The sequence below is a fragment of the Ensifer sp. Root954 genome, assembly GCF_001429005.1.
GTDB lineage: Bacteria > Pseudomonadota > Alphaproteobacteria > Rhizobiales > Rhizobiaceae > Ensifer > Ensifer adhaerens.
Genome location: NZ_LMJM01000015.1, coordinates 128221 through 140508, shown reverse-complemented (window position 1 = coordinate 140508; position 12288 = coordinate 128221). Strand labels below are relative to the sequence as shown.

Here is a 12288-nt window from a genome sequence, read left to right as displayed (position 1 = left end):
CTTGCCACGGGTATGTGGCCGGCCGCCGGATCAGGATTCATCGCCGCGCTAGACGCGGCGATGAAGCCCAAGTCAGCGGCTGGTCGCGATTACTTGAGGCTGGCTTCGATCTTGCCGCGGGCTTCGTCCGAAACCCACTTGCCCCAGACATCTGCCTTGGTTTTCAGGAACTCGGCGGCCGCTGCCGTCGCGTCGACCTTGTTGTCGGCCATGTAGGCGAGGCTGCCGTTGACGGCGTCGAGCGGGAAAGTCGCCTTTTCGAGGATGGCGATGATTTCAGGGGCTTCCTGCGCGAAGGTGCTGTTGACGCCGTAGGAGACGTCGACCGACGGGAAGGCGCAGCCCTGCTCGCGCTTGCCGTTGGCGCTCGAAAGCTCCTTCCAGCACTCTTCGCTATAGGCCGGCTCTTCGAGTTGCACGAGCTTGAACTTGCCCATGATCGCCGTCGGCGACCAATAGTAAAAGAGGATCGGTTCGCCCTGGAGGTAAGCGGACGTGATGGCGGAATCGAGCGCCGTGCCGGTGCCCGGGCGGAAGTTCACATAGGTTTCGCCGAGCTTGTAGGCTTCGAGCTTGGCGGAGCTGACGCCCTCGCAGGTCCAACCCGAAGGGCAGTTGAGGAAGCGGCCCTTGCTGGGCTCTTCCGGATCGGCGAAGAGCTCGACGATCTTCGGATCGGAGAGCTGCGACACGCTCTTCAGGTCCGGCGCCTTGGCTTCAAGGCTGCGCGACGCATCGCCCTTGATGACGTATTCCGGCACGAACCAGCCTTCGCTGGCGCCGACGAAGGTCTTGCCGACGGCGACGACCTTCTTTTCCTCGACCGCCTTGTTCCAGACGTCCGAACGGCCGAGCCATTCCTCGGCGAAGATCTGGACGTCGTTATTGGCGGTTGCCTGTTCCAGCGTCACCGAGTTGCCGGGGATCGAATCCACCTGGCAGTCGTAGCCCTTGGCAAGAATGGTCTTCATCACTTCGGTGATGAAGGCGCCGCTTTCCCAATCGATGCCGGCGAACATGACGGTCTTGCCGTCGCCGCAATACGAAGCGCTGGCGCTGCCGGTGGAGGCCGCGAGCACGAGGCCGGTTGCGGCCAGGGTGAGTTTCAATTTGTTGATCGACATTAAGCTGTTCCCTGATTTGATTTTTGGCTTTGACGATTACTTCAGTTTCATCAGCACCCGCGCAAAGGCGCGGTCGATATCGTCCTCCCGGTCGTGGCGTCCGTTCCGGATCTTCCACGCGCCCGCGACCATGACGTCGCGGACAGTCTCGCCGCCGAGTGCAAAGAGCCAGCGGTCGAGGATCTGGTTGTCGGTGGCGGCGGCGATGTAGGGGTTGCTGCCGTCAAGCACGACGAAATCTGCGCGCGCGCCGACGGTGATGCCGGCCGCCTTCTGACCGGCGGCCTGGGCGCCGCCCTTGAGCGCCGCGTCGAAGATGGTTCGGCCGATCGAGGCGCCCGGCCCGGTGGCCAGCCGGTTGCGGCGGCGGTCGCGCAGGCGCTGGCCGTATTCGAGCAGCCGCAACTCCTCGGCGACGCTGGTCGCCACGTGGCTGTCGGTGCCGACGCCGATGACGCCGCCTTCGGCCATGAAATCGACCGCCGGGAAAATGCCGTCGCCGAGATTGGCCTCGGTCGCCGGGCAGAGGCCGGCAACGGCGCCCGAACGCGCCAGACGCTGCCGTTCGCTTTCCGTCAGATGCGTTGCGTGGATTGCGCACCAGCGTGCGTCGACGGGCATTTCATCGAGCAGCCACTCGACCGGGCGGCGGCCGCTCCAGGCGAGGCTGTCGTCGACTTCCTTGGTCTGCTCGGCCACATGGATGTGGATCGGACCGGCAACGGGTGCGGCATCGAGGATGATGCGCATCTCCTCGGGCGTTGCGGCGCGCAGCGAATGGATGGCGTAGCCGAGCGTATGGCCGGCGTCGCGGCAGAGCGGCGCGAGCCGCTCAAGCAGTGCGAGGAAATGATCAGGATCGTGCAGGAACGGCCGCTGGCCGGGATTGGGCGCGACGCCGCCGAAATTGGCGTGGGCGTAGAAGACAGGCAAATGCGTGAGGCCGATGCCGGTCGTGCGGGCGGCAGCGAGAATGCGCAGCGACATTTCGGCCGAGTCGGCATAGGGGGTGCCGTCGGCCTGGTGGTGCAGATAGTGGAACTCGGCGACGTGGCCGAAACCGCCCTTCAGCATTTCCATATAGAGCTTGGCGGCGATCGCCTCGACGTCGTCAGGGGTTACCAGCCCGACGGTGCGATACATTTCCTCGCGCCAGGTCCAGAAGCTGTCGTCACCGCTGCCCGCCACTTCGGCAAGGCCGGCCATGGCGCGCTGGAAGGCGTGGGAGTGAAGGTTGGCGATCGCCGGGATCAGCGGGCCGGCCGTGCGCTCGTCGCCGCTAGCGGCGGTGGTGCCGGTTTCGATCGTTGCGATGCGACCGGAAGCGTCGAGCGAAATCGCGACGTTTTCGGCCCAGCCGCCGGGCAGGAGAGCCCGTTCTGCAAAGATCCGGTTGACGGGAAAACTAGCCATGTGCATTTTCCTGTACGTAGTTGTATATGGAACTATAGATATTTTACGCTGGCGCGCAAGCGTGAAATGAACGAAAAGATTCGAGGGCGAATGCGCATGATTTGTTCGGCGGCGCGGAAAGGCGGGGCTTGAGTTGATGACGGCACTGGGAAAACGGAACGAGACAATCGCTTTCGAAGACGGCCCGATGCCGCGCTACGAGGCGGTCAAGCAGTTCATCCGCAGCCGCATCGAGAGCGGTGAATGGCCCGCCCATCATCGCATCCCCTCGGAAAACGAGATCGTTGCCGACCTCGGCGTCAGCCGCATGACCGCCAACCGGGCGCTGAGGGAACTGGCAACCGAAGGCGCGATCACGCGGGTGCAGGGCGTCGGTTCTTTCGTCGCCGCGCACAAGGGCAGCACCGCGCTGCTCGAAGTCCGCAACATCGCCGACGAGATCCATGAACGTGGCCACGCCCATACGTCGTTGATGACGCTGCTCAAGGAAGAGGTCGCGACGCCTGACATCGGCTATGCACTCGGGCTTGCCACCGGCGCCCGCGTCTTCCATTCGATCATGGTGCACTCGGAAAACGGCCTGCCGATCCAGATCGAGGATCGTTTCGTCAATCCGGCGATCTGCCCGCGCTATCTGGAGCAGGATTTCCAGGCGATGACGCCGAACGCCTATCTGACGGCGATGGCGCCGATCACCCGCACCGAGCAGATCGTCGAGGCGGTCGCACCGCAGCTCTGGGAATGCAAGTTGCTCGGCATCGACCGCAACGAACCGTGCCTGATGATCCGGCGCCGCACATGGTCGGACGCAGGCAATGTGACGACGGCGCGGCTGCTCTATCCCGGCACGCGCTATCGGCTCGAAGGCATGTCGCAGTAGGTTGCGGGTGGGTGTAATCGGGAAACCGCACATCTTTTCCTTGATCCCGCTCTATTCTCGACAACATTCCGGTCGATTCGGAGGATCGACCGCCTAAGGGGAGGATGACGAGATCATGGTTGAGGACCCGCTGAAGCTTCGCACAGAGCTCCCGAGACCCGATGTCGGCGCCGAGGAGGCGCGTTCGCTGCTCGCCGAACACTATGGCCTGTCGGGCACGATCAGCGAACTCGGCAGCCAGCAGGACCGCAACTACCGTCTCGACACCGGCGAGCGGCGCTATGTGCTGAAGATCTGCCGGGCGGAATACGAGCCGCTGGAACTGGAAGCGCAGAATGCGGCCTTGCGGCACCTTGGCAAACGTCTGCCGACGACACGCGTTGCGGAGGTCGTGCCCTCTCTCAAGGGTGAGGCGATCGAGAGCGTTGCCGTCCGCGGCGCGGATTATCGCATCCGCTTGCTCACCTATCTCGAAGGCGAACCGCTCACCCGGCGCAAACATCTTTCGCGCGAAGCCGTGGCTGCCCTCGGCGGCCTAGCGGGTCAGCTCGCGTCGGCATTGGAGGACTTCGAGCATCCGGGGCTCGAGCGGGAACTGCAATGGGATCTGAGGCGCGCCGGCCCCGTCGTCCTGCATCTGCTTACCGATATGGCGGACCAGCGGCGCAAGAAGCGCATCGCTGAAGTGATGGTCGGCGCCATGCGGCGGTTGCAGCCGCTTACCCCTGAACTCAGGACCCAGGCGATCCACCATGACGTCACCGACGACAATGTGGTCAGCCGGCTCGACGCCGCCGGCCGGGCGATGCCGGACGGCGTCATCGATTTCGGCGATATCCTCAATGGCTGGCTGGCTGCCGAACTCGCTGTCACCTGCGCCTCGCTGCTGCATCACGCGGATGGAGACCCCTGGTTCATCCTACCCGCGGTCAAGGCGTTTCATGCGGCATGCCCGTTGACCGAGGTGGAACTGAAGGCGCTTTGGCCGCTGATCGTTGCGCGCGCTGCGGTGCTGGTCGCAAGCTCCGAACACCAACTCTCCCGCGAGCCCGACAATGCTTACGTCGAGGGCAATGCCGCGCATGAGCGGGAGATCTTCGAGGTCGCGTCGTCGGTGCCTTCGGCATTGATGGAGCACGCCATTCTTTCGGCCGTCGGCTTTGCGCCGGACTCGGCCCGAGTGACCGGTGAGAGCCTCATCCAGGGGCTCGGCCCCACTGACGTGCGCCAGATCGACCTCTCGATCCTGAGCCCGCTGTTGCCAGAGGAGCGCTGGCAGCACCAGGGATTGCCGATCTCGCTGCTGCAACACGCCGCCCATGCAATCGGCATCGCGACGACGCGCTATGGCGAATACCGGATGACGGAGACCCAGCTGCGGTCACCGAAGCCCGATGCCACCTTCGCACTGCATGTCGACATCTGCCTGGAGGCCGGTCGCGAGATTGTCGCTCCCTTTGCCGCCCGTATCGTCCGGCAGGACGGGCTGCTGGTGCTCGAAGGGGCCGAAGCCAGCCTGTTTCTCGAGGGCGTGGAAGCCGGTGCCGACCTCGAGGAGACGATCGTTGCTGGTGCCGTGCTGGGCGTCGTCTCCGGCGAGCAGCACTCCTACGGCCTGATCCGCGTCCAGCTTTGCCGCGAGCATGGTCTCGTGCCTCCGCTTTTCGTCGTGCCGCGTCAGGCGGCGGCGTGGAAGCACCTGTGCCCGTCGCCGGCCGGCGTCCTCGGCTTCGAATGCGATGGGCCGGAGCCGCACAGCGAAACACTGCTTGCCCGCCGCCAGCAGCACTTCGCCAGGCCGCAGAAGAACTACTACCTGAAACCACCGCAGATCGAGCGCGGCTGGAAGGACCATTTGTTCGACATCGAGGGCCGCAGCTATCTCGACATGGTCAACAACGTGACCATTCTCGGCCATGGGCATCCGCGGCTTGCAGCCGCGGTGGGGCGGCAATGGTCGCTGCTCAACACCAATTCGCGTTTTCACTATGCCTCCGTCGCCGAATTCTCGACGCGGCTTGCAGCGCTCGCGCCGGATGGGCTTGACACGGTGTTTCTGGTCAACAGCGGCTCGGAGGCGAACGATTTGGCACTGCGGCTCGCCTGGGCCTATTCCGGCGCGCGCAACATCGTGAGCCTGCTCGAGGCCTATCACGGCTGGACGGTCGCGAGCGACGCGGTGTCGACCTCGATCGCCGACAATCCGCAGGCGCTCGAAACCCGCCCGGCCTGGGTACATCCGGTTACCGCGCCCAACACCTATCGCGGCGAGTTCCGCGGCGCCGACACGACCGACAGCTATGTGCGCTCCGTCGTCAAGAAACTGACCGAGCTGGACGCGGCGGACGAGAAGCTCGCGGGCTTCATCTGCGAACCGGTCTACGGCAATGCCGGCGGTATTCCGCTGCCGAAGGGCTATCTCGACGCGGTCTATGCCATGGTGCGGGCCCGCGGCGGCGTCTGCATCGCCGACGAGGTGCAGGTCGGTTATGGTCGTCTCGGAGACTATTTTTGGGGCTTCGAGGAGCAGGGCGTCGTGCCCGATATCATTACCGTCGCCAAGGGCATGGGTAACGGCCATCCGCTCGGCGCCGTCATCACCCGCCGCGAGATCGCCGATGCGCTGGAGAAGGAGGGGTACTTCTTCTCGTCCTCGGGCGGCAGCCCGGTGAGCTCCGTCGTCGGGCAGGTGGTCCTGGATATCCTGACCGAAGAACGGCTGCCGGAAAACGCACAGGTGGTCGGCGGCTATCTGAAGGCGCGGCTCGAAGCGCTAGGGCAGCACTTCCCGCTGATCGGCGCGGTGCATGGCATGGGACTCTATCTCGGCGTCGAATTCGTGCGCGATCGGGAGACCCTGTCGCCGGCGACCGAGGAGACGGCGGCGATCTGCGACCGCCTGCTCGATCTCGGCGTCATCATGCAGCCGACTGGCGACCACCTGAACGTGCTGAAGATCAAGCCGCCGCTCTGCCTATCCCGCGAGAGCGCCGACTTTTTCGCCGACATGCTGGGCCGGGTGCTGGAGGAAGGCTGGTAAAGGCGAAAACGCCGCGGGGAGGGCCGCGGCGTCTCGTTGGCGCTTTTCCTTGGATGAGCAATTCCAAACGGGAGACTTTGCCGGAACTGCTCCTGGGATCAGCGTGCCGGCGGGGCGTACATCAGGCCGCCCTGGCTCCAGAGTTTGTTGAGACCGCGATCGATCTTCAGCGGGCTGTCCTTGCCGAGGTGGCGTTCGAAGACTTCGCCATAGTTGCCGACGGCGGAAACCACCTGGTAGGCCCACTTCGGATCGAGCCCCAGCGACTTGCCGGCTTCGTTCTCGATGCCGAGGAAGCGCTTCTGGGCGTTCGTGCCGCTTTCGAGAAGCTTTGCGGCATTGTCCTTGGTGATGCCGAGTTCTTCGGCTTCGGTCAGCGCGAACAGCGTCCAGCGCACGATCTTGAACCACTGATCGTCACCCTGGCGGACGGCCGGACCGAGCGGCTCCTTGGAGATGACTTCCGGCAGCACGACGAAACGATCGGGGTCGTTCAGCGTCAGGCGCTGGGCATAAAGTGCAGAAGCGTCGGTCGAATAGACGTCGCAGCGGGCGGTGTTGAAGGCCTGGATCGTTTGGTCGGCCTTTTCGAAGGCGACGACCTGGTACTGGATGTTGTTGGCGCCGAAATAGTCGGCCATGTTCTGTTCGGTCGTCGTGCCGGTCTCGGTGCAGACGGAGGCGCCCGAGAGTTCCTTGACGCTCTTCACACCGAGGTCGTTGCGCACCATGAAGGCCTGGCCGTCATAGTAGTTGACGCCGACGAAGCTCATGCCGAGATCGGTGTCGCGCGACAGCGTCCAGGTGGTCTGGCGCGACAGAAGGTCGGCCTCGCCCGACTGAAGGGCGGTGAAGCGCTCCTTGGTCGACAGCGGTACGTATTTCACCTTGTCGGGATTGCCGAGCGCTGCCGCAGCCACAGCGCGGCAGAAATCGATGTCGAAACCGGTCCATTCGCCCTTGTCGTTGGGCGCGGAAAAGCCGAGCACGCCCTGGCTGACACCGCAGCGAAGTTCGCCGCGTTCCTTGATGACGTCGAGCATGCCGGCGTTGGCGGCGGTGCCGGCAAGAAACGCCGTGCTCGCCAGTGCCAGAACTCCAAATTTCACTCCAAGTTTCATTGTCCTGTTCTCCTCATTGATGTTTTTAGGGCATGCGTCTTCGTGCCGGGATGCGTGTCGGGCACCCCGGTCATTGCGTTTGGTTTTTCTGCTGTTCGAGCCGGCCTTAACCGAGCGTCCTTGCGACGTCCGCAAAAGTCTCTTCGAGCACGGCGAGCAGGTGATCGGCATCGCGTTTCGAGAAGATCATCGGCGGGCGCATCTTCAAGATGTTGTCATGCGGGCCTTCGGTGCCCATCAGCACGCCGCGGCGGCGGGCGCCGTTGGAGACGGCGCGGGCGAATTCGGTTGCCGGTGCCTTGGTCTTGCGGTCGGTGACAAGTTCGATGCCGAGGAAGAGGCCCATGCCGCGCACATCGCCGATCACCTCGTAGCGGGCCTGCATGGCGCGCAAGGCATCTATCAGATAGTTGCCGACCGAAAGCGCATTGCCGCGCAGATCCTGCCCTTCGATCACGTCGAGCACCGCGAGACCGACGGCGCAGGAGACCGGGTTGCCGCCGAAGGTATTGAAATACTCCATGCCGTTGTTGAAGCTGTCGGTCACCTCGCGGGTGGTGACGACGGCTGCGAGCGGATGGCCGTCGCCGATCGGTTTGCCCATGGTGACGACGTCCGGCACGACGCCTTGGGTCTCGAAGGCCCACCAATGGCTGCCGACGCGGCCGAAACCGACCTGCACTTCGTCTGCGATGCAGACGCCGCCGGCCGCGCGTACGAGGCGATAGACTTCCTTCAGGTAGCCCTCCGGCAGGAACACCTGGCCGGCGACGCTCGGGATCGATTCCGCGATGAACAAGCCCGGGCCTTCGCCCTTGGCCTTCATGGCCTGGATCAGTTCGGCGACGCTTTCGGCAAAACGCTTGCCGTGTTCCTCGGCCGGCCAGTCGGCCGGCGCATGGTAGCTGTCGGGAATGGTTGCCACATGCACATGCGGCTTCGGACCCTTGCCGCCCTTGCGACGGAACTTGTAGGGGCTGATGTCGATCAGCTCCTGCGTCGTGCCGTGATAGGACCAGTCGAGCGTGATCGCATTCTCGCGGCCCGTATGGGCGCGCATCAACCTCAGCGCCAGGCTGTTGGCCTCGGAACCGCTGTTGACGAAACCGGCGACCGTCAATTCCTTCGGCAGCGTTGCCGTCAGCCGCTCGGCATAGGCGACGATGTTGTCGTGCAAGTAGCGGGTGTTGGTGTTGAGGATCGCCGCTTGCTTTGCCATCGCCTCGACCACTGCCGGATGGGCGTGACCGATGTGGCAGACGTTGTTGAAGCAATCGAGATAGGCGCGGCCGCTGTCGTCGATCAGCCAGACGCCTTCGCCGCGCACGAACTTGATCGGCTTGTCGTAGGAGATCGAAAGGTTCGGCAGGAGCAATTCCTTGCGGCGCTTGACGATCTCGTCGTGCGAGCGGCCTTTCTTCTCGTAGAACTCCTCGGCGATCCCGGCGAAGGTGCGCGCATCGGGGAAGAGTTCGGCCCAGACGTCGAGGAACTGCGGCTCGCCGACGCCGAGGATTTCGGTCGCCGACAGAGCGATGTCGGTCGAAAGCTGCAGGTGCAGATGCGGCGCCCAGCCGCCATTTTCCTTCGGCGCTCCCATCTCGCCGACGAGCGCGCCGGCCGCAAGCTGGTCACCGGCCTTGATGCGACTCATGGCTTCGTGCGCCATATGACCCCAGAGCGTGACGAAGGGCGGGCATCCCTCGGGCTCATGGCGAAGTGCTATCAGGCAGCCATAACCGAGCGGGTCCTTCTCGATCTCGACGCTGACGACGGTTGCGGCAAGCGGAGTGTAGAGCCTGGTGCCGGCGGCCATGAACAGGTCGAGCCCGAGATGGCGAGTGCGGCGGGTGTGGTCGATGAAGCGCGAGACGAACATCTCGCCGGCATAGACGGTGCGTTCCTCGCCAAAAGGTCCGATGCCGAGTTCGACGCCATGCGCGCGACAATAGTCTTCCCAGATCGCCTGGGCTTCATCCGGCTGTTCGCCAGCGGATTTTACCGTCATCGGGTGGGTGGGGTCGCCATAGGGGACGAGCGCTGCCGGATAGGTGGCGGCGGGGCGTTCGAGCAGTGGCTTCAGCGACTTGCGGTTCGCGTTGATCCAGGCGGCAGCCTTGCGGGCGCCGGATGTTGCCTCGAAGCCGCAGGCATGCCGCAGGATGGCGGTGGCGAAACGCGGGTTCATCCGGTCGAGCTTGCGCAAAAGCGTCCAGGCCGGCCGTTCGCTGATGGCGAGATAGGGATTGTCGTCGGTATGGGCGCGGCGGGACGCCGAGATCGTGACCGACGTGACGAGGCGCATCGCGATGAGATCGAAGAGCAGATCGACCTCTTCTTCCGCCAGCGGATACTCCGCATGGAAGCCGCGGGCGATTGCCGCAGCGGCGCCGATCGGATCGGGATGGTCGAGCCCGGCATAGGCGGCGGCGATCGCCACCTCTGCAATCACGGGCGCATGCAGGGCGTCGCCGAAATCGATGAGGCCGGAAATGGTGTCGTGATCGACTTTATCGACCAGGACGTTCCAATCGTTGGCGTCGTTGTGAATGACGGCGGCGCGGAGGGTTGCAAGCCGTGGCGCCACGGACTTTTCGAAGCGGACAAGGCAGCGTTCGAGCAAGGCACGGTCTTCGGCCGAGGTGACGTGGTGCAGCCGGTCGGTCGAGCGGCCGGCTTGGCGGATATCCCAGTCGAGATCGCGCAGCGCGCCCGGATGCATGAAGCCCTTGAGCGAGGCATCGAAGCGGCCGAGCATCCGTCCGAGCGACTGTAGCGCCGCATCGTTGCGCCCGGTTTCGGCAAGCGGCAGGCCCTCGACCCAGCTGACGAGCCGCAGGCGGTGGGTGACGCCGCGCGTGCTCGTGGTCGAAGCAAGGCTCGCGCCTGACAGCGTCGGGCGGATATGCGGCACCGGCAGGTCGGCGGCATGGGCGCCGACGTGGCTGAGCAGTGCGGTCTGGAAATCGCTTTCGACCTCGGGCTCGGCACCATTGATGATCTTCAGAATGGAGATGCTGCCGTCCTCAGCCTCGACCTTGAAGTTCTGATCGCGTTCGCTGGCAAGCAGCGAGAGTGCGCCGGAGAGGCCGTAATGCTCCTTCAGCAAGGCGGCTGCCGCTTCGGTCGAAAAGTCGGGCGTGGTCTTCAGCATATCGTTCATGGGGATCCTCATCTCGATGACGAGATTTGCATGGGCTGTGCTCCGATGCATCCGGCAATATGCCGGTTGCACCGGCACTATGTTTATAATAACCGTCATCTTGTCGGCAGGCACGGAGGAGGGGACATGCAGGACATCGACGCGATCGACCGCACCATCCTCAGCATTCTGTCGCAGGAGGCGCGGATCCCGATGAAGTCGCTGGCGGGCCGGATCGGGCTCTCCAGAAGTGCGACGACCGAGAGGGTCACGCGACTGGAAAAGGCTGGCGTCATTCGCGGCTATCGCGCCGATATCGGCCAGCTGGACGAGGGCACGATTCAGGCCTTTCTGCTGGTGACGCTGAAGCGCACGCCATCGATCGGCGTGCTCGACCGGCTTGCCGGTTTCTCTACGGTCCGCAAGGTGTCCTCCGTCAGCGGCCAGCTGGATCTCGTCGTCGAGGTCGAGGTCGGCTCGATCAATGCGCTCAACGAGCTGCGCAACGAGGTGGCGACGATGGACAATGTCGAGGATCTGACCACCTCGATCGTGCTTAGGCGGGATATCGAGCGAAGCTGATACGCCGCCAGCGGAACCGAGGGCGCCTCGTCAGCCCTCGCTCAGCAGCTCCGCCTGCGGAGCAAGCCGTTCGAGCAGCGAGCGGCGCACGCGGCCGATGTCGCGCATCGGTGGCTCGCCGAAATGGCGGGCATATTCGCGACTGAACTGCGACTGGCTTTCATAACCCACCTGATGGCCGGCATCGCCGGCGTCGAGACTCTCCTCCAGCATCAGCCGCCGGGCCTCCTGCAACCGAAGCTGTTTCTGGTATTGCAGGGGGCTCATCGCGGTGATCGCCTTGAAGTGATGGTGTAGCGACGAGACGCTCATGGAAACACGGTTGGCGAGATCGTCGATCCGCAAGGGCCGCGAATAGTGTTCCTTCAGCCAGGCGACTGCGCGGCCGACCTGATGCGGCTGGCTGTCGGTCGTCGCCATCTGTCTGAGGCGATGGCCGTGCGGCCCGGTCAAAAGCCGGTAGAGGATTTCCTGCTCGATCAGTGGCAGCAGCGCAGGGATATCGTCCGGCCGCTCGAGCAGACGCAGCAAGCGAAGTGCGGCATCTTCGAGTTCGACAGTGATCTTGCTGACGCTCATGCCGCGCACGGAGGCGGCGGGTGTCGGCAGCTGCGACAGGGACGCAAGCAGCGCCTGGATCTTACCGGGATCGAGCGTGAAGGCCATGCTGAGATAGGGCTCGTCTGCAGAGGCCTGGCAGACTTGGGACAGAACCGGCAGGTCGATCGACGTCAGCAGATAATCCGAGGCGCCGTAGATCAGCGTCTCTTCGCCGAGAACCACGCGCTTTGCTCCTTGCACGATGATCGCCAAACTCGGCCTGTAGGCGGAGCAGTTAACCGGGGCATCGCCGCCGTGGCGGTGCAGGCTCAGGCCGGCAATCTGCGTCATGTGATCACCGTCGGTTTTGGCAAACCGGGCAATGACGTCGATCATCTCGGGACGGGCAGTCTGTCGCGTGGCTGTCATAATCTCAGGTCTTTCCA

The 12288-nt window shown here is 64.1% G+C and carries 8 protein-coding genes; 3 read left to right on the top strand and 5 right to left on the bottom strand.

Annotated features, from left to right (window positions below; genetic code table 11):
* Nucleotides 1-89: 89 nt before the first annotated feature.
* A complete protein-coding gene (locus ASE71_RS09650; RefSeq protein ID WP_034806494.1) occupies nucleotides 90-1124 on the bottom strand; it encodes an ABC transporter substrate-binding protein in 1035 nt (344 codons plus the stop codon).
* Between the two features lie 36 nt (nucleotides 1125-1160).
* Nucleotides 1161-2537 carry a formimidoylglutamate deiminase gene (gene hutF, locus ASE71_RS09645; RefSeq protein WP_060518540.1) on the bottom strand — a complete coding sequence of 459 codons (1377 nt, stop codon included), beginning with the start codon at nucleotides 2535-2537 and terminating at the stop codon, nucleotides 1161-1163.
* A gap of 136 nt (nucleotides 2538-2673) precedes the next feature.
* On the opposite strand from hutF, the gene hutC reads away from it, so the two are divergent.
* A complete protein-coding gene (hutC, locus tag ASE71_RS09640; RefSeq protein ID WP_034806500.1) occupies nucleotides 2674-3417 on the top strand; it encodes a histidine utilization repressor in 744 nt (247 codons plus the stop codon).
* A 115-nt stretch (nucleotides 3418-3532) separates the two neighbouring features.
* Entirely contained in the window at nucleotides 3533-6457 is a 2925-nt protein-coding gene (locus ASE71_RS09635) for an aminotransferase (protein ID WP_060518538.1), read from the top strand.
* A gap of 98 nt (nucleotides 6458-6555) precedes the next feature.
* Here the strand turns inward: ASE71_RS09635 and ASE71_RS09630 are convergent, their stop codons facing one another.
* Nucleotides 6556-7578, bottom strand: coding sequence for an amino acid ABC transporter substrate-binding protein (locus ASE71_RS09630; RefSeq protein ID WP_060518536.1), 1023 nt, complete (start codon nucleotides 7576-7578; stop codon nucleotides 6556-6558).
* Nucleotides 7579-7684: 106 nt separating this feature from the next.
* Nucleotides 7685-10741, bottom strand: coding sequence for an aminotransferase class III-fold pyridoxal phosphate-dependent enzyme (locus tag ASE71_RS09625; protein WP_060518534.1), 3057 nt, complete (start codon nucleotides 10739-10741; stop codon nucleotides 7685-7687).
* 126 nt (nucleotides 10742-10867) lie between these two features.
* On the opposite strand from ASE71_RS09625, the gene ASE71_RS09620 reads away from it, so the two are divergent.
* Nucleotides 10868-11302: an Lrp/AsnC family transcriptional regulator gene (locus tag ASE71_RS09620; RefSeq protein WP_043617453.1), complete on the top strand. Its 435-nt coding sequence runs from the start codon at nucleotides 10868-10870 to the stop codon at nucleotides 11300-11302.
* A gap of 30 nt (nucleotides 11303-11332) precedes the next feature.
* On the opposite strand, the gene ASE71_RS09615 is transcribed toward ASE71_RS09620, so the two are convergent.
* Complete coding sequence (locus ASE71_RS09615; RefSeq protein ID WP_060518532.1) at nucleotides 11333-12271, bottom strand: AraC family transcriptional regulator; 939 nt, start codon at nucleotides 12269-12271, stop codon at nucleotides 11333-11335.
* Between the last annotated feature and the right edge of the window lie 17 nt (nucleotides 12272-12288).